Consider the following 17,645-nt stretch of genomic DNA (forward strand, 5'->3'; position numbering starts at 1 on the left):
CTCATCCACGGACCTACTTGAACGCGAGTCGCGCGCTGACCCGGTCAAACGCACGTCGTGCTCTTGCCAGGAATAACGCGAATCGACAGTCCTGCCGGGCGGGGCGCCCGGCACGAACGATCATATGCCTGTCGTCCTTGGTGGCGTGATCGTCCGAGTGCGGCAGTCGCTGCTTACACGGCGGCGCTGCGCGCTTTCGGATCGCCCTGCTGGGGCCAGCGCTGCAGGACGGCTGCACGGATTCCGGCGACGTCCAGTCCGGCTTCGCTCAACAGCTGTTCGCGGCTCGCGTGGTGCTGGAATGCATCGGGCAGGCCCAAGTGCAGCACCGGCATGGTGATGCCTTCGGCGGCGAGCAGTTCGGCGACACCCGAACCCGCACCGCCAGCGACCACGTTGTCCTCGATCGTCACGAAGCCGTCGTGGTGGCGTACGAGTTCGAGGATCATCGCGCGGTCCAAGGGTTTCACGAAGCGCATGTTGACCACGGTCAAGCCGAGTTCCTCGCCCGCCTTTTCGGCAGCCGTGACGACGGCGCCAAAGGCGAGCAGGGCGATGCCGTGTCCGCGGCGGCGAACCTCGGCCTTGCCGATCGGGAGGGTGTCGAGTTCAGGTTGCACGGCGACGCCGGGGCCGGTGCCGCGCGGATACCGCACCGCCGCTGGACCTTCGTACTGGAAGCCAGTGCTGAGCATCTGCCGGCACTCGTTCTCGTCGGCCGGTGCCATCACCACCATGTTTGGCACGCAGCGCAGATAGCTCAGGTCGAGGTTGCCCGCATGCGTAGCGCCATCCGGGCCGACCACGCCGCCGCGGTCGATCGCGAACAGTACGTCCAGGTTCTGGATGGCGACGTCGTGCACGAGCTGGTCGTAACCGCGCTGCAGGAACGTCGAGTAGATCGCGACCACCGGCTTGACGCCTTCGCAGGCCATGCCGGCGGCCAGGGTGACGGCGTGTTGCTCGGCGATGGCGACGTCGAAGTAGCGCTGCGGGTATTCCTTGCTGAAGCGCACCAGGCCTGAGCCCTCGCGCATCGCCGGGGTGATGCCCATCAGCCTGCTGTCGACGGCGGCCATGTCGCACAGCCATTCGCCGAAGACGTCGGTGTACGTCGGCTTCTTCGCGCCAGGCTTGCTGACCATTCCCTGCGCCGGATCGAACGGGCTGACCGCGTGGTATCCGATCTGGTCGCCTTCGGCGAGTTCGTAGCCCTTGCCCTTGGTCGTGATGATGTGCAGCAACTGCGGACCCTGGAGGCCCTTGAGCGTCTTGAGCGCACCCAGCAATGCGTCCATATCGTGGCCGTCGATCGGGCCGGTGTAATGGAAGCCCAACTCCTCGAAGAACGTGGAGGGCACGAACATGCCCTTCCAGTGTTCTTCCCAGCGCTTTACGAACTTCGCCGGGCCGCTGTGCTTGTCGCCCAGCAGCTTCTTGCCGCCTTCGCGGATCGCGTTGAGGGTGCGGCTGCCGGTCAGGCGCCCCAGCATCCGAGTGACGCCACCGACGTTCTCGGAGATCGACATCTGGTTGTCGTTGAGGATGACCAGCAGGTTCGGCTCGATGCCGTCCGGCTCGTCGCCCATGCCGCCGCCATGCGCCAATGCCTCGAAGGCCATGCCGCCGGTGATCGCGCCGTCGCCGATCACGGCCACGACCTTGCGCTCGTCGCCCATGCGCTGGAGCGCGATGGCCATGCCAAGGGCGGCGGAAATCGAGGTCGAGGAGTGGCCGACGCCGAACGTGTCGTACTCGGATTCTTCCCGCTTGGGGAAGGGTGCCACGCCGTCCTTCTGCTTGACGGTGTGGATGGTGTCGCGCCGTCCGGTGAGGATCTTGTGCGGATAGCTCTGGTGGCCGACGTCCCACACCAGGCGGTCCACCGGAGTTTCGTAGAGCCAGTGCAGCGCGACCGTCAGTTCGATGACACCCAGTCCGGCGCCGAAGTGGCCGCCGACTTTGGCGACCTGTTCGATCAGATAGGCGCGCAGTTCGTCGGCGATCACGGCCAGTTCCTCTTCAGGGAACTGGCGCAGGTCGGCGGGAACTTCGATTCGGGAAAGACGCGGGTAGCGCTGCGGATCGATCATTACGACGGGATCTGGCGATTAGCCGCCAATTGTCCCGCCGCGGACGCGCCCCGGCAAGGCGCGGCCTCGGAAGCCCTTCAGACTCAGCGGCCGCGAAGCCGCCCGAACAGGCCGCCGGACTTGGGCGGATCGGCTTCCGGCTCGGGTTCGCGGAAGGGCTCGGCGAACCCGGTGGCCAGGTTGGCATTCACGAAATCGGTCGCCTCCTCCGGCGTCACGCCACTGGCGTCAGCGATTTCGGGAAGCGTGGCCGGCCCTTTCATCATCGCCGTGGCGATGCGGAAGTGCTTGGGGAACTCACGCTCGGTCTGCGGCCACTTGAGCAGTTGGTATCGGGCGCCCGGGTCGTAGCCTGCGGCAAGCCGGCCGCGATCGGCCAGCAGGGCGCCGAACCACACCAGGCGACCCAGCGGCTGCGGCACCCCGAGCGTAGCAGCCTGGCGATCCCATTCAGCCGCGTCGAGCGCGACGAAATCGGCTTCATCCAGTGGGCCCTGGAAGGCGGCGTCCAACGGCTTGAGCAGGGCGGGTCCGTGGTACTGGCGACGCTCGGCATCGATCAACAGCACCAGGGAGTCGCGCTGGAAACGGCGCTTGCCTTTGAGCGCGCCGGGGGCCAGCCAATCACCAAGGCGGCGCTCGACAGGGGCGGCTGGGGCCGGTGGCGCAGGTTGCGGCGCCTGTGCCGCTTCGGAGGGCACGGTGTCGGGCTCAGGGGCTGCAACGGCCGCGGGCGCCACGGCCATCGGCACCGGTTCGCTGGTGACGGCGGCCGGAGCTTCGATTGGAGTGGGGGGCGGTGTTTCCGGCTCGGGCGTGTTCGCCGGTGCCGCCAGTGGTGCGGAAGTCCTCGGTTCCGGCGCGCCGGAATCGAGTTGCTGCAGCAGTGCCTTGAGTTCGCCTGCGCCAAACGGCTTGCCCAGCCGGTACTCGGTCTGGACCCGGGAAGCCGATGTCAGGCCGATCACCGTCTTGCCCGCGCCGTGCAGGCGCAACCAGCTCATCGGCCCATACATGCTGTCCATGTCGACGACGACGTAGTCGGCATCCGCGTCGGAAAGCAACTGCCAATGACCGCCTACTCGGGCGTTCGCATCTGCGAAGGCCGCCTGTAGTGCGGACTCCGTTACCGGATCCATTCCGGTGAGACCCAAGGTGGGGCGCATGTGCGTCCAGACTTTTCAATGATTCGTCGAGTGTTGCGGACAACCCCGCGCACGTCAACGCGAATACATGGTGGTCTTGGGTGGGCTCGCGAGCCGGGTGCCCGCCGGCGTGCGGCTTGCTCTCGGTCCGTCATGCGGGGAAATGTGATTCTTACTAAATGTGATTTTCTTGAGTTGCTCAAGTAAAAAAATATTTCGCCGTTAAGATAATCTGTAAATTAATTACAAACGAACACCTATTAATTGTGATTTTTGAGAAGGTCACAATTCGTTCGGCTTTCCTGGGGTGCGAGCCGCTGGTTCGCGTATGCAAGTCGGATGAGTGGACCCGCCGCGTCGGCAAGGTTTCGCGTGCGCGAGGCGTACGCCCATCGTGTCGCTTTCGGTAAACACATGAAGTCGAAATCGTTCAAGATCTGTGTGCTCGGTGAGTTCGCCGTCGGAAAAACCAGTACGGTCGCGAGGTGCGTGCGCAACACGTTCAGCGAGGTCTATCTGACCACCGTGGGGGTCAAGGTCGACAGCAGGAGCCTGAGCCTTTCTGCAGACCAGGAGGTGCGCCTGGTGCTGTGGGATATCGCAGGGTCCAACACGCTGGACCAGGTGCGAACGAATTACATCCTGGGAGCGCACGCACTTCTTCTCGTCGCGGACGGAACAAGGGAGCCCACGGTTGCGACTGCGCTCGGGCTGCGGGATCAGGCGCAAGTAATACTGGAGAGGGATCTGCCCAGCGTACTGATGCTGAACAAAGCCGACCTCGTCGGCGAGTGGAGCGTGCCGCTTGGCCGCATCCGGGAGGTCGAACACGAACTTCCGATCATTTCCGCCAGCGCCAAGACCGGTGAGGGCGTCGAGGAGGCGTTGCGCGAACTGGTCAAGGCGTTGATGCCGTGAGAGCCCGGAAACGCTCTAAGGCTGCGCACGATGTTTCGGCAGTCGCCAGGCCGCCGCTGGTGGTGACGATCGACAGCTCCGGTCGTGTCGTCGACATGGTGGGCGACCCCGGCATGTTTGCGGACGATGGATCGGATGAATCACACGTCGTCCAATGCCTGCTCGACCTGCTCGAGGGCACAGATGGACATGCCGAAGTGCTGCACTCTGTCGAACTGGCGCCGGGACGATACGCCGACATCCATATCGTGTCGGAAGGCGATCTGCGCCATTTCGTCCTGCTGGATGCCAGCGAAGTCATGCAGGCATTGCAGCGCTCGCAGCAGGTGGGCCACGACGCCGCCCTTGGCCAGGAGCGCGAGCGGCGCGCACTGCGGCATCCCGCCAACGAGCGGATCGCACGCCACGGCGCCCCTTTTCGCTTTGGCGCAGGTCTGTTCGCGGCAATCGCAACTGAGATGCGCGAATCGCTGGCAGTGCTGGCCGGTCACTCCCGCATGCTGGCCAGACACTGTGAGGACGATGAGATCGCGCTCCGGTCGGTGGCGGCCATCCAGCATGCAGCGGTGCGCCTGGATGCGCTTTCGTCGAACGGTTTGATCGCGTTGGGCGGGCTAGCAGCAGGTGGCCGGGAGCCGGGCGTGGTGAATCTGCAGCAACTGGCCGCATTCCTCCATGACGCGTTCGCCTTGCATGCCAACGGGCGGGGAATCGGCTTCGAGGTTCAGGTGACTCGTTCCCGTACGCTCGTCGAGCTCGATGATGTCTCGTTCCGACAGGTGTTGATGAACCTGCTCATTCATGCCCTTGACGGCATGAGCCATGGAGAGCTGATGTTGTCCTTGTCGCCAGGCACCCGCCACATGGAGGTGGAAATCTCGGCGGAACCGGATGGTTTCAAGGCGTCGCACTTCGGCCCCTTGATCACGACCAGTGAGGTGCTTCATTCCAATTCCATGGGAAGCCTCGAACTTGCCGTCAGTCAGCAGATCCTGCGCAGAATGGATGCACGGATAGAGCTCGTTCCGGCAGCGCAAGGGGGCTACCTCGTCTGGTTCCGCATCCCGGTTCGCCAATCCGAAAACGAAGGTGCGGCGGACCCGAAGACCGTCGCGGTAGCTGTGACCGAGGCGAATCGGGAGCCGCTCGACTCGGTGCTGTTGGAACTGGGGCAACTGTAGTGGTGGCACCGACCACGGAGCTGGAGCGCGTTCCGACGATGATGATCGGCGCGGAGGAGGTCTCGGCAGGGGAGGCGGGCTGGGTATCGGATGGCGTTCGCATCAGCGTCGCGACTGGTGACGACCGGCAGACGTTGTATGACGCTGTCCCGGCCATGCTTTCAAATGTACCGGGCAAAGCGGGATGATCCAGATCATCGACATGACGGCGTTCGTCACCGTGGTGCAGGTGGCGAGCTTCACCGAAGCGGCCAAGCGCCTGGAAGTGACCAAGTCGGTAGTCAGTCGACGCATCGCGGATATCGAAAGGGAGTTGGGTGTGCCGCTGCTGGATCGAGGCGCACGTGGCGGCGTCCGTCCTACCGAGGTGGGTGCTGTGTATTACGCCAAGTGCGTCCGCATCCTTGAGTCGATTCACGCTGCGAATGACTTCGTGTCCGGTTTCAACAGTCTGGTCAAGGGACGCTTGAATGTTGTCGTGCCCAGTTCCTTCGCCGACGCTCTTGTCACTCCGTTGCTCAACCGGTTCGCAGCGTTGTACCCGGACATCTTGCTGGATGTATCGATTGGCGGCGAGGACGGCCTTGTTGACACGAACTTCGACATAGCCATCCGGGTCGGCGAAATCGATGAGCCGGACATGATTGCGCGCCCCATGGCCAGCTACCGGAACTTGTTGTGTGCAAGCCCCGGCTACCTGGATCATCGGGGAAGCCCATCTACGCCTGAGGAACTGATCGATCATGACGGCTTGGCGGATGCCGCCGTCGGGACTCCGGGCACATGGCGGTTGCAGGTCCGAGGGGACTGGAAAGACATTCGTTACCGGGAAAAGCTGCGCAGCTCCAGTTGCCGACACTTGATCACGGCTGCATGCGGCGGCCTTGGGATTGTCATGGTGCCGGACCTGCTGGTGACGCATGAGCTGGAGTCCGGCCGTCTGCGCGCATTGCTGATGGACTATCCGGCGCCCAGCGGCTCATTGTCGGTGGTCTATCCGAAGAGCCGCCGAGCATCGCAGAAGGTGCAGAGGCTGCTCGCATTCCTGCTGGAGTCTGCGGGACGATCGTAATCTTGCTCCGATGAGGCGAGCATCGCCTTGTGCCCGCATGTTCGCCAAACGCGAACACCCTGTTCGCGCGAAACCTCTCGTGTGATCCCGGGTACACATCGATCCTATGTCGCAAGGACGGCAGGCGTAACGTCGACACCGAGCAGGGGTAGTCGACGGGGCGAGCGGGCGAAGGAGCGACAAGCACAGCCATTGGTATCGGGGGCATCCGACATCAATGGCAGTGCCAACTCATATCAGTGCAAACAGTTTCAACAGCTTCTTCCTGGCAGTCCCCGCTGTGGGAAGTCGGCGGGCACACGATTGTGACGATCGTGCGCTCGTGTGGTGTCCATCTCCATCCCCTAGTGCCCGATGGACATCCGAATGTCGCTCCTGAGCGACGACCGAAGGGGGTCAATCCCCTTCGGTCCCTTTTCTTCACCGCCCGGAGGCATCGTGAGTCGCAAGCTGATCGCCGAGATGATTGGTACTTTCTGGTTGGTACTCGGTGGCTGCGGGACCGCGATCCTGGCCGGGAATCAAGTCGGCATTCTGGGCGTTTCGGCTGCATTTGGCCTTGCCGTACTTACCGGGGCCTTTGCGTTGGGACACATCTCCGGCGCCCACTTCAACCCGGCAGTCAGCGTCGGCTTGTGGGTCGGTGGCAGGTTCCGTGGACGCGATGTGGTTCCTTACATCGTCGCGCAGGGCGCCGGCGCAATTCTTGCGGCGTCTGTGCTGTACGTGGTGGCGCAGGGATATCCCGATTTTCTCATTGAGCCACAAGCCCCCGGTGCATTCGCTAGCAACGGTTACGGGGCGCTCTCACCCGACGGTTACGCGCTTCCGGCGGCGTTCCTCGTCGAGGCGCTGCTGACTGCCAGCTTCGTGCTGGTCATCATGGCTGCGACACGGCCGCGGCCCGATGTTCCTTCCGACTTCGCCCCGCTGATCATCGGGTTGGCTCTGACGCTGATTCACCTGGTGAGCATTCCCGTGACCAATACCTCCGTGAATCCGGCGCGATCCTCGGGCATGGCCCTGTTCGCCGGAGCCGGTGTGTTGTCGCAGCTTTGGCTGTTCTGGGCGGCCCCTTTGCTGGGCGGAGCCATTGGCGGCGCGACTTACCGGGTAATCTCGCTGGACTGATGCCGCTGTGTGACGAATCGATCAGTGGGCCAAGCGCGACTTCTGCGGCAGCTGACTGCGCAGGAACGCCATCTGGTCGGCCAGGATGTTGCGGTTGCTCAGAATGAGGTGCTCGATCCAGCTCGGCCGGTATGGCACCGCCAGCAGGGGCATGCTCGCCTGCTGAGGTGTCCGGTTGCCCTTGCGGGAGTTGCAGTGGAAACACGCCGCGACGACATTTTCCCAAATGTCACGGCCGCCCTTGGAAACGGGTACCACGTGGTCGCGCGTAAGTTGCGGGCGGTGGAATTCGCTGCCGCAGTACAGGCACAGGTGGCCGTCGCGTGCGAACAATGCCGCGTTGGTCAGTGCGGGAGTGGGATCCCACGAATGCGAGTGCGCATGACCTCGTGCTGCCACGATGGGGTGCAGGGCGATCGTGCTCTGCTGGCCGGTGCGGCGGCAGGTTCCGCCGTGGACTTCGAGGCAGGGGTCACCCAAGGTCCATGCGACAGCATCGCGCACGTACAGGCACGTTGCTTCCTGCCAGCTGATCCAGCTCAACGCGCGGCCATGTGCGTCCAGCGAAAGCAGGCGCACTGCGTTGAGGCGGGAAACGACGTTGCCCCCGGGATATGCGGAGACATCCGTGTGGGCCGGGCCAGGCTGAATGGAATCAGCAAGGGTTCCGGCTTGGACCAGGCGAAGCTTCGCTCTATCGGTCTCCATCGGGGATTCAGCTTATACCCGAAAGATGACGATTTGCACACCTGGACGTGAAAGCATGCAGGGACGTTCGTTCGAGCCAGTCTTGACCTGTCGTCACACGGCGCTGCCCAGGGGCAGGCCCTGGGCAGCCGGGAACCTCACGGTCAGAATGCGTCGGCGTCGAGTGCGGTCAGGTTGTCTGCGCCGCTGACCATTGCTGCCGCGTGAGCTTGTGTCCGCGGGAGGATGCGGGCGAAGTAGAACCTGGCCGTTTCGCGCTTGGCGGCCTTGAACGAGGCTGACTGCGAAGATGCTTCGCTGGCGGCCACGCTGCGAGCCCACCAATAGGCGAGCGCCACATAGCCTGAGTACATCAGGTAGTCGTATGACGCCGCACCGATCTCTTCGGCATTCGCCGATGCACGCCTGCCGATCTGCATCGTCAGTTCCTGCCACTGAGCGGCCTTCTCGCGAAGTGGGCCCAGGAGGTCGGCAAGCGCCGGATGGTCCGCTTGTTCGTCGCAGAAGCGGGTGATTCGTTCGAGGAACACCTTCAAGCCCGCGCCTTGCGTTTGCATGACCTTGCGGCCCAGCAGGTCGAGGGCCTGGATGCCAGTGGTCCCCTCGTACAGGGTGGTGATGCGGGCATCGCGTGCGAGCTGCTCCATGCCGTGTTCGGCGATATAGCCGTGACCGCCGAAGCATTGCAGTGCGTGATACGTGCACTCCACGCCCCATTCCGTCAGGCAGGCCTTCACGATGGGGGTGACGAAGCCGAGCAGGGCGTCGGCTTGTTCTCTCTCGGCAGCATCCTCGGCGTGCGTGGCTATGTCGACCTGCAGCGCGGCGTCATAGCCCATGAGCCGGCCACCTTCGACGAGGGCTTTGCAGGTGAGCAGCATGCGGCGCACGTCCGGATGCACGATGATGGGGTCGGCCGGCTTGTCCGGATACTTCGGGCCGGACAGGGAACGCATTTGCAAGCGCTCACGTGAATAGCGCAAGGCGTTCTGCAAAGCGCGGTCCGACAGTCCGAGTCCCTGCAGTCCGACGGCGAGGCGTGCGGTGTTCATCATGACGAACATCGCCGCCAGGCCCTTGTGCGGTTTCCCGACCAGGTAGCCTTGCGCGCCGTCGAAGTTCATGACGCAGGTGGCAGAGCCGTGGATGCCCATCTTGTGCTCGAGGCTTCCGCAGCGAACGGCGTTGGCCTCTCCGATATTTCCGTCGCGATCGACACGGTGCTTGGGCACGACGAACAGTGAAATGCCTTTGCTGCCGGCCGGTGCGTCCGGCAAGCGCGCCAGCACAAGATGGACGATGTTGTCGGTGAGGTCGTGCTCGCCGGCGGTGATGAATATCTTGGTACCACTGATGGCGTAGCTGCCGTCCGGCTGAGGTTCGGCACGCGTCTTGAGCAGGCCCAGGTCGCTGCCGCAATGCGGCTCGGTCAGGCACATCGTGCCGGTCCAGCGGCCTTCCACCAGCGGTTTGAGGAAGACTTCCTGCTGCCAGGCTTCGCCATAGTGCAGCAGGGCTTCGGTTGCGCCGTGCGACAGCAGAGGGAAATTGCCCCAGGAGAGGTTGGCGGCGTCGATCATTTCCTTCAGCGGCACGCCTGCCGCATGCGGCAGGCCCTGGCCGCCGAACTCTGATGGCGAGGTCAACCCCGGCCAACCTCCCTCGACGTACTGCGCATAGGCCTGCTTGAAACCGGGGGGCGTGGTGACCGCGCCGGTTTCGCGATCGAGCTTGCAGCCCTCGCGGTCGCCTATGGCGTTGAGCGGCGCGAGCACGGTGCTGGTGAACCGGGCGCCTTCCTCCAGTACTGCATCGAGCACGTCGCGGGTGGCATCCGTGTAGCCCAAGCGCTGGAACGCGGTTTCGGCGTCGAGTACGTCGAACAGAGCGAAGCGCATATCGGCAAGGGGGACTTGGTAGGTGCTCATGGTGGTCTCGCTGGCGTAACTGGGTCGTTTTTCAGGAATCGATCAAACGCTTGTTTGCATTCTTTTGCAAGCTGCGCGGACGGTGGGTTTGGCGGGCGGGAAGAGTGGGGCCTTAGCGCAGTACGCCGGGCAGGCCCGGTGCCGGGCTCAAGGCGCTGGTGCGCTTGATTTCAAAGGAGCGCTGCTTGGCCTCATCGGGCGTGGCATCGATTCGGCCTTCGAGCGAATAGCCGATACTGCGGCCACCGGCCAGGGCGTCCGCCACGGCAAGCTTGGCAGCGGCGGAAGGCTTCAGATTGATCGTGACCACATCGGCCGACTCGGGACCGATGGACATGGCCGGCTGTGCCAGCAGGTGGCCCGCGGGCGCGTCGCCGAATTGCAGCGTCAGATCGAGGGAGTCGAAACGCATCGGGATGCTGCTGAAGTTCTCGATACGAAGGTCTGCAGACCAGCTGCCATCGGCGCGAACGCTGAGTTGCTGGAGCCGCGCCGACGGTTCAGACACGCGCCGGACCGGGCCGCTGTTGCAGGCCGTCAGCAGCAGGCCCATGGCCAGCAATACGCACGCGCCCAATGCCCGTCCAAGTCCCCGTCCAACCTTCATGCGGTCAACTCCGTCACCAACGGAAAACGAGCATACACCGGCGTAGGTTGGCTGGGAGGGGGAGGTGGCCCAGGCCATCAAGGCGCTTGGCCGGTGCCGCGACGGAGGCGATCTGCTTCAGTTGGGCATGCGCGCCCAGGTGAGCACGCCGGCTGCCGTGATCCCAAGTGGATTCAGGAGCTGCGATCACCGGGTATCGAGGCGAGGTACTGCTCGACTTTGTCCAGCACGTCGACCAGGTTCTCCCTGGCCTCCTGGAACCCGCGCGCAAAAGGCTCCCCCGCGGAACGCATCGCCAGCTCCTCCAGCGCGGCCAGCGTCTGGCCGGCAGTCTCTTCACCGATCTGGTAACACGCGGATTTCATCCGGTGCGCCAAGGCTCCGATCTCGGCCCGGTCGCCTCGGGCAAATGCGGCGTCCATGGATTCCAGATCGGTACGGGTGACCCGCTCGAAGATGCCGAGCATTCTCCGGACTTTGTCCTCGTCATGGCGAAGCAGTTCGCGCAACGTGGCAAACATGGTGATGACTCAGGTGCTCGCCTTTGGCGAGATCGGTGATGGATCCAAACGGGGCGATTTACAAGTGCGGGATATGCGGCGAGGTTTGCGATCTCTGCGACTGCGCCTGGCTATCTATTCGTAACGACAGAGTTGTCGCTCGCGCGGCCAGAGGCCCGCTATGAGTCATTCCTCCATGGGTATTCCACAGTGCCGGCCTCGAAGGGGGCGGCCAGTGCAGAGATTTCCCCGGACGTCCGATAGAGCGCTGGAGAGGACCACGCGAATCCGCGCGCGGCAGCGCTGCCCAGTGCCGTGATCCATCGCTTGCCGCTATGCGGCTCCCCCGTCATCTCACGATGGCCACCAACCTTGGAGAGAGCATTGGGCAGCAGGTACCTGCCGCGATCGGTCGAGACATTGGTGTCGGCGAGGCCATCTCCGTGAAGCTCGTGCAATTCGTGGTTGAGCCGATCGAGACGCTTACCCAGGCTGCGCGGTGTCGTTCCGCGAACAAACACGGCCACACGCGCCCAGGGGCCGTGGCTGATCCTCAGCCGGTATTCTCCTACGGTCGCCGCACCCAGTGCGCCTCCACCGGTCACCTCCATCGAATCGCAGACGAAATGCTCGATGGCAGTGAGCATTCCAGCCACAGCATCGGCATCGACGTTTTTTACGCCCGGCGCGGAGGCGTGATCGAGCAGGAGGCCACTGCCCGCCTGGATCACGAACAGGTGTTCCACCTGACAGCTCTTGCGGCGCCACAGTCGCCAGCGCGCCACAGGGGGGCGTTGGACCGGGAGGCGTCGGGCCTGCAACCAATCAAGTGCTGCCAGGCGGCGCAGCACCTCCCGGTCGATACGCGCCAGCTCCTGCTGCAGGCGGTCTCCCAGTTCGTCCAGCCCATGCGGGAACTCGCGAGAAAGGCGATCGCGGAGCAACTCGCGGACTTCGCTCAGGTCATGATGGCGTGAGGCCAGTCCCGGATTGGCAACAATGGTGGCTTGCGTTTGGCTAACCATGGCTCCCCCATTTCGGACATCAGGGTGTACTGCGATCGCTGTCGTCGAGGAGCGACGACGTGCGATTGATGACTCCGGCAAGCTCGGTGCGTGCTTGAACGATCCGCTGGACCAGCACCGGATCCATGGCCGAGTTCGGCCGGGTGGCTCCGATCGCGGCGAGACGCTCGCCGGCGGCGGCCTCTCCGAGCAGGTGGCACGCCATCGCAGCGCGATGCGCTGCCGCACGCGCCAGTTGTCCGTCGCCGGACGTCACGGCCTGATCCAGCTGGTTCAATTCCGCAGCGATCGATTGATGGATCGCGCGGAGCACACGGCCCAGGCGGTTCGCATCACCGCGGAGTAGCTCTACGAGTGCCGGGAAGGCGTTTTGGGTGGAACTGGCCTGCATGACTTGCTATCCGCTTGGAGACGCGAAGTGGTACGTCGCCAGGGAATGCTAGGCAGGTCGCCCTCGCACTGAAATTGGGAAAAGTCTTAGCTGGGGCGGGCAGGCGCTCAGCCCAGCAGGTAATCCAGCCCGTGGGCCGCCAGATACGGGCCGATCTCCGCATTCGAGCGCAGACCCAGCTTGTTCAGCGCGTTGTATTTGTGGGTGGTGATGGTCTTGTAGCTGCGGCCGGAATCGATCGCGATCGCCTGCAGGTTCTCGCCGCGGGCCAGCGCAAGCACGACTTGGCGCTCTCCGCTGGTGAGCTGATGCCAGGGATGGCTGCGCGCAGACTCCAGGTCCACGGCAGGATCCATGAACGTGCCCCCATCCGTTACCACGCGGATGGCTTCGATGGCGACGTTCGGTCCGCTTGCCTTCAGCACATACCCGCGGGCGCCGAGGTCGATCGTGGCCAGGGCGAGCGAAGGGTGGGCGTGGCCGGTGTAGACCAGCACCTTGAGTGCGGGCATGGCCGCGATGACCGCCTCCAGCAGAGGCACGCTCTTCAGCCGCCCCGGCATCTGCAGGTCGAGCACGAGCAGGTCGAAGGAGGCCGCATCGAGCGCGCCCAGAAGCGCGTCGCTGTCGCTGACGTTCTCGATGACCGGTATGGCCGGGGTGAACACGCTTTTCAGCATCTCGCCCAAGGCAATGCAAATAATCGGGTGATCATCTGCAATGAGAATTCGCATTCGCTGTGACTCTGGTGCAATGCCTGCACGGCTTTTCAGATTTACTCCTGATCAGCGGGAATTTGAAGCCGGTGGCCCAGGGGAGCGGCCCGCGAAGTGGCGCGCGTGTCAAGTCGGATCGGACGTGGCGGATCGCTTGCCAGGTGCGCCGGATGTCCGTATCATCGCGCACCTCACACGGCCTGCCGTGATGCGGCCGGGTAGCTCAGTTGGTAGAGCAGGGGATTGAAAATCCCCGTGTCGGGGGTTCGATTCCCTCCCCGGCCACCATTAAAAGTGGCGTGAATTAAAGGGTTTGCAGCGATGCAGACCCTTTTTCGTTTCCGGCCCCAAAATCCATGGTCATCCCATGGTCAGCGCGCTGGATACCATCGCTGACCATGAGCCTCACAGTCAGCTTCATGGTCAGCGCCGTGCTGCGACCTGACCAGTTAGTTGACCAATGCCGCCCCGTGCGGTGGTAGGTTCGGGGTCCATGCGCCAACGCCGACCCGACCCGGCCGCCTTGATCTCGAAGTGCGAGTGCGCGGGCATGACCCGCGCCGGCATCGCACGCGCGGCCGGCGTCAGCCCGTCCACCATCACCAGGTTGGCCAACGGCGACCGGGGCCGCCGCATCGGGTTCGACACCATGGACGGCTTGCAGCGCGCGCTGGATCACGCCCAGCGCCCCGCCGACGTGGCGTCGGTGCGGGTGCCCACTCGGTGGGTGCCTCCGGGCTCCTAGCCCTTCCCATTGGCCTGTTCGACGTGTGGCAGGCCTGGGGCCGCCACGCCGGGGATGCCGGCGGGCGGTCCCAACTCATTCGCCGTTGAAGTCCTTGAACGCATCGAACAGCGGTTGGACGATGCCGCTTATTTCCTCCTGCGACAACGGTGACAGGCGCATGCACACGGCAATCACGATGTACGCCAAGGCGGTGATGTCCCCGATGGTGGGCAGCAATCCTGCAAAGTCCGTGTCAGTGTTGCCCACCTGTCCGTTCTTCAGGTAGACGTTCACCACTTCGATGCCGCCGTGGGTGATGCCGGACAGCGGCGACCATCGGTTGCGGATGGCCGTGGCGAACCGCTTGTCCCATGTGTAATGCGCCTGCACGGCTTCGGCCATTTCGTTGAGGTGCATGTTGCGCGTGCCGCCCTTCGGTTTGGGCAACTGCGGCATTGTCCCGTCCGCATAGAACGCGGCCACCTCGGCGTCCGTGGCCGGCTCGGCGAAGTAGGCGCCGCGCACAAGGTGGTCAATCTGCGAACGGTGCAAGGTCATGGCCGGCAACCACGACAACCCCGCTTCCTCCGAAAGGATCGAAGTCAGCAACCGCGCATGCTCCAAAGAGCCGACAAGCAGGCTCAACGCGATGAACATGCGCTTGGTGTTGTCGATCTTGAGGGCGGCGAGCACCGCCGCTATCTGGCATATCAGCTTGTGCGCCTCGGCGGCCTTGGCCTCCACCTGCGCGATTACTTCGGCGTCCTTGGCCATCACCCACCCCCGATGATTTGGCCAACCCTATCACCTCCACCGGCACAGCCTGTTACCCTGCGGCGGACCACAGGGGGTAGCCATGGACGAACAACAGGCAGCCGCGCTTCAAACCGGCATTGCAGCGCAACGAATTCTGACGCTTGGCGCCCGGCTCCTGAGTACATCACTTGATCATTTTTCGGGTTGGCTGTTGGCGGGGTTCGGCGCCGTGTTCGGCCTCCTGATCGCCAACATTGATTCGCTGAAAGACCACATCACCACCTTCAACGTCATGGCCGGCGCGGTCCTCTTTTTGATCGCGGCCGGCCTCGCCGCACTCCAAAAACTGCTCGCCGCATATCTGACGGCCACCACGGCCTCGGCGGCGGAAGGTCGAGAGATTGGGAGGGAAATCGCCGAAAGCGAACTGCCCGTTGACGTTCAAGAGATGTACCGGCAGGTAGCCCAAGGACTGTTCTGGCCGCTCAGCGCATTCAACAGGTGGATGACAGCCAAAGCGAACAAAGGCGACGTTGCCGTGGTGGGCCGACATCACGCCAAGGCGGCGCAAATCCAGTTCTTGTTGGTGTTGCTGCAATCCGCTTTGAGCATTGTGGCGGCCGCGTTCGTGGTGGCGGGCATCAAGATTTGAACCGGGAACGAAGCTTCAATTGAAGCTTCGTGGCATCGCACCCGTTACGCAGTGAACCCGATCGCCTTGCTCTTTTGGGAGCCTGAAATTAGGTACACGAAGTGGTGCGGGATTTGGAAGGGATACGCAACCGTGTCTCCGGCCTTGAAGGCTTCGACCTGCAAGTAGTACGGGTGGTTGGTGTCAATCTGAGTGCACCAAAAGTGCAGCATTGGCTTTCCGTCCGGGCCGGCGACGGGACTGCAATGCTTCAACAAGAACTGAAAATCCCGCTCCGGAATATCGGATCGGAGTATGACGTTGTACCTGGCGAGGAGTTCTGACATGAGTGCTAACGCCTGAATTAGAGGGTGGATGACTGCCCCGAACCTGAGACAAGCGCAATAACTGCAACAACGAGCGAGAGCAGAGCGATAGGAATGCCAAGGCCCGCATTGTTGTTAAGGAATGCCAGGGATCGCTGAAGTGGATTAAGGCCTGCCCGACGAAAACCTTGCTCAGTCAACCAAAAGGCGGAGTTGTCGATGTTGAACACGACATAGCCCTGCCTTTCTAGCTCTTGGGCGGCCTGAGGAACCAAGTATTTCTTCATCCCGTTGCTAATCACCAGGATCTCAGGGACGTCTTGCTCTATCCCAGAGCCGGCGGTGATGTAGAGCTTGCTCTCATGCAAGTTTGAGGTGCGATACCCGAACTGCGACACATGCCGTCTAAACATGTAGCGAAGGAATTTTTCGTCAAGACCCTTTGGAAACATCACCGCCCCCCGGGGTGCCTGGATAAACCGAGCCGCGACAGCGGCTTCGGCTTGAATGAATTGTTAGGCCTACCTGCGGCCAACGAACTTAAAGAGGCAGGCCAGTTCGTGCCGAATCACTGCGCTGTTGCTGTTATAGAAGACCTGTCCAGCACCGTCCTGAGTCATAGAAGCCTCACAGGCTTGGCGGTAACTGCCAAGATGCTTCCGGAAGGCGGATCTTTGCCATGGCCAGAGGTAGTGCATGAAAAGGTCAATCTCGTGCTGCGAGGGGCGCTTGTTGTATGGAGATGGCCCATCTTGCTCAGTTAGTAGCCATTTACGGATTGGCGCGACAGCGTCATTGAACTCCTTGCGCTTGTCTCTGCCGATGGCAAGCCAGTGGCCAAGGATGAGCCCCAGTAAGAAGGTGATGAAGCTCACGAGTCCGGTTGCCATGATTTTGATGTTGGCCTAACGCCCGAATTAAGCCAGCCGAGAAGCGGCTTCGGCTTGAATGAATTGTTAGGGCGCACTGCCGATACTCAGGAAGCGCTCCATCCACGCCCTTTCCGATGGCGACGGGTTGTAGCTGAAGGCAGAGTGGCCCGGGACGTCTGTAGGGACTTCACACCAGTATCTTGGCTTTGCCATGGTGTCTATGAAAGTAAGCTCGCACGTTGCGTAGCACATCCAGACTCCGGCGGCGACGAATTGGAGGTTGGCTGTTAGCGCCTCATCATGTTGGGAGTACTCACGAATTGGTGTTACTTGCTTGTGCATCTTCCCAATGTGAGTGAACTCTTTGCTAAGCATTCCGTAGATGCGGCCAAATGGTTCAAACACTCGCTTTGCGCTTGTGATCGCTCGAGTTGAATCAAACGTATGGTTCCTATAAGACTCAAAATCAGACCGGTTTTGCACCAAGTGAAGCACGACAGCTAACGATTCGATGCATGAGCGGAGGATGATTCCAGGCTGGAGAATGAAACCACTCCGCACAAGATGAGTTGCTGCCGCTAGTGAATTGAGCGCGTTTGAGAGGAGTTCACAACAGGCAATCCTTAGCTCATCTTCTTCTTGGTCGGCCTTTATAAGGCCGGATGTTAGCAGCGCAACGCATAGGGCGAACTGCTCGCTGATCTTGTTGAGGTCATCTCCATGGATCGCGTCGAAGGAGCGACCAATCCTGTCCGCGTCACGTGTAATTTGGTTTACCAGGACTGTTTTGCGTACTTCGATGATCTGCTGGTTTTTGTTGTCGATGACGATGGCACATGTGTCCGGATGTCTTGATGTCATGACGTGCGCCCTAACGCCTGAATTAGGCCGAGCCGCGACGCGGCTTCGGCTTGAATG

Annotated in this window: 19 protein-coding genes and 1 tRNA gene; 7 read left to right on the forward strand and 13 right to left on the reverse strand. The window is 62.5% G+C overall.

Features of this window, described 5'->3' with window-relative positions; genetic code table 11:
• Positions 1-173 precede the first annotated feature (173 nt).
• The gene (dxs, locus tag IU514_RS01945; RefSeq protein WP_194929368.1) at positions 174-2,093 is read right to left on the reverse strand and encodes a 1-deoxy-D-xylulose-5-phosphate synthase; all 1,920 of its coding nucleotides are present in this window, start codon (positions 2,091-2,093) and stop codon (positions 174-176) included.
• A gap of 83 nt (positions 2,094-2,176) precedes the next feature.
• The gene (locus IU514_RS01950; RefSeq protein WP_194929369.1) at positions 2,177-3,157 is read right to left on the reverse strand and encodes a hypothetical protein; all 981 of its coding nucleotides are present in this window, start codon (positions 3,155-3,157) and stop codon (positions 2,177-2,179) included.
• Between the two features lie 495 nt (positions 3,158-3,652).
• Between IU514_RS01950 and IU514_RS01955 the strand changes: the two genes are divergently transcribed.
• The 4 genes from IU514_RS01955 to aqpZ all read left to right on the forward strand — a co-directional run bounded on the left by IU514_RS01955 (position 3,653) and on the right by aqpZ (position 7,540).
• Entirely contained in the window at positions 3,653-4,156 is a 504-nt protein-coding gene (locus tag IU514_RS01955; RefSeq protein ID WP_194929370.1) for a Rab family GTPase, read from the forward strand.
• A gap of 59 nt (positions 4,157-4,215) precedes the next feature.
• A complete protein-coding gene (locus tag IU514_RS01960) occupies positions 4,216-5,337 on the forward strand; it encodes a sensor histidine kinase (protein ID WP_194929371.1) in 1,122 nt (373 codons plus the stop codon).
• 184 nt (positions 5,338-5,521) lie between these two features.
• Positions 5,522-6,409: a LysR family transcriptional regulator gene (locus IU514_RS01965; protein WP_194929372.1), complete on the forward strand. Its 888-nt coding sequence runs from the start codon at positions 5,522-5,524 to the stop codon at positions 6,407-6,409.
• Between the two features lie 438 nt (positions 6,410-6,847).
• Positions 6,848-7,540, forward strand: a complete 693-nt coding sequence (aqpZ, locus tag IU514_RS01970) for an aquaporin Z (RefSeq protein WP_324187761.1) — start codon at positions 6,848-6,850, stop codon at positions 7,538-7,540.
• A gap of 21 nt (positions 7,541-7,561) precedes the next feature.
• On the opposite strand, the gene IU514_RS01975 is transcribed toward aqpZ, so the two are convergent.
• The 7 genes from IU514_RS01975 to IU514_RS02005 all read right to left on the reverse strand — a co-directional run bounded on the left by IU514_RS01975 (position 7,562) and on the right by IU514_RS02005 (position 13,433).
• A complete protein-coding gene (locus IU514_RS01975) occupies positions 7,562-8,248 on the reverse strand; it encodes an HNH endonuclease (protein WP_194929374.1) in 687 nt (228 codons plus the stop codon).
• Between the two features lie 143 nt (positions 8,249-8,391).
• Positions 8,392-10,176, reverse strand: coding sequence for an acyl-CoA dehydrogenase C-terminal domain-containing protein (locus IU514_RS01980; protein ID WP_194929375.1), 1,785 nt, complete (start codon positions 10,174-10,176; stop codon positions 8,392-8,394).
• A gap of 112 nt (positions 10,177-10,288) precedes the next feature.
• The gene (locus tag IU514_RS01985) at positions 10,289-10,729 is read right to left on the reverse strand and encodes an LEA type 2 family protein (RefSeq protein WP_228760404.1); all 441 of its coding nucleotides are present in this window, start codon (positions 10,727-10,729) and stop codon (positions 10,289-10,291) included.
• A 227-nt stretch (positions 10,730-10,956) separates the two neighbouring features.
• On the reverse strand, positions 10,957-11,304 hold the full coding sequence (locus IU514_RS01990) for an Hpt domain-containing protein (protein ID WP_194929376.1): 348 nt from the start codon (positions 11,302-11,304) through the stop codon (positions 10,957-10,959).
• Positions 11,305-11,462: 158 nt separating this feature from the next.
• On the reverse strand, positions 11,463-12,308 hold the full coding sequence (locus tag IU514_RS01995; protein ID WP_194929377.1) for a hypothetical protein: 846 nt from the start codon (positions 12,306-12,308) through the stop codon (positions 11,463-11,465).
• A gap of 19 nt (positions 12,309-12,327) precedes the next feature.
• Complete coding sequence (locus tag IU514_RS02000; protein WP_194929378.1) at positions 12,328-12,699, reverse strand: hypothetical protein; 372 nt, start codon at positions 12,697-12,699, stop codon at positions 12,328-12,330.
• A 107-nt stretch (positions 12,700-12,806) separates the two neighbouring features.
• The gene (locus IU514_RS02005) at positions 12,807-13,433 is read right to left on the reverse strand and encodes a response regulator (protein WP_194929379.1); all 627 of its coding nucleotides are present in this window, start codon (positions 13,431-13,433) and stop codon (positions 12,807-12,809) included.
• 194 nt (positions 13,434-13,627) lie between these two features.
• Here IU514_RS02005 and IU514_RS02010 point away from each other — a divergent pair.
• Positions 13,628-13,703, forward strand: a tRNA-Phe gene (locus tag IU514_RS02010).
• A gap of 205 nt (positions 13,704-13,908) precedes the next feature.
• Positions 13,909-14,160, forward strand: a complete 252-nt coding sequence (locus IU514_RS02015; RefSeq protein ID WP_194929380.1) for a helix-turn-helix domain-containing protein — start codon at positions 13,909-13,911, stop codon at positions 14,158-14,160.
• Between the two features lie 75 nt (positions 14,161-14,235).
• On the opposite strand, the gene IU514_RS02020 is transcribed toward IU514_RS02015, so the two are convergent.
• The gene (locus tag IU514_RS02020; RefSeq protein WP_194929381.1) at positions 14,236-14,916 is read right to left on the reverse strand and encodes a DUF6988 family protein; all 681 of its coding nucleotides are present in this window, start codon (positions 14,914-14,916) and stop codon (positions 14,236-14,238) included.
• Between the two features lie 82 nt (positions 14,917-14,998).
• Here IU514_RS02020 and IU514_RS02025 point away from each other — a divergent pair, with 82 nt between their 5' ends.
• Positions 14,999-15,550 carry a hypothetical protein gene (locus IU514_RS02025; RefSeq protein WP_194929382.1) on the forward strand — a complete coding sequence of 184 codons (552 nt, stop codon included), beginning with the start codon at positions 14,999-15,001 and terminating at the stop codon, positions 15,548-15,550.
• 343 nt (positions 15,551-15,893) lie between these two features.
• On the opposite strand, the gene IU514_RS02030 is transcribed toward IU514_RS02025, so the two are convergent.
• From IU514_RS02030 to IU514_RS02040, 3 genes are all read right to left on the reverse strand, one after another.
• A complete protein-coding gene (locus tag IU514_RS02030) occupies positions 15,894-16,307 on the reverse strand; it encodes a hypothetical protein (RefSeq protein ID WP_194929383.1) in 414 nt (137 codons plus the stop codon).
• A gap of 69 nt (positions 16,308-16,376) precedes the next feature.
• A complete protein-coding gene (locus tag IU514_RS02035) occupies positions 16,377-16,730 on the reverse strand; it encodes a hypothetical protein (protein ID WP_194929384.1) in 354 nt (117 codons plus the stop codon).
• Between the two features lie 81 nt (positions 16,731-16,811).
• Positions 16,812-17,588, reverse strand: coding sequence for a hypothetical protein (locus IU514_RS02040; RefSeq protein ID WP_194929385.1), 777 nt, complete (start codon positions 17,586-17,588; stop codon positions 16,812-16,814).
• Between the last annotated feature and the right edge of the window lie 57 nt (positions 17,589-17,645).

The sequence above is a fragment of the Lysobacter niastensis genome (genome assembly GCF_015453285.1).
GTDB lineage: Bacteria > Pseudomonadota > Gammaproteobacteria > Xanthomonadales > Xanthomonadaceae > Lysobacter_J > Lysobacter_J niastensis.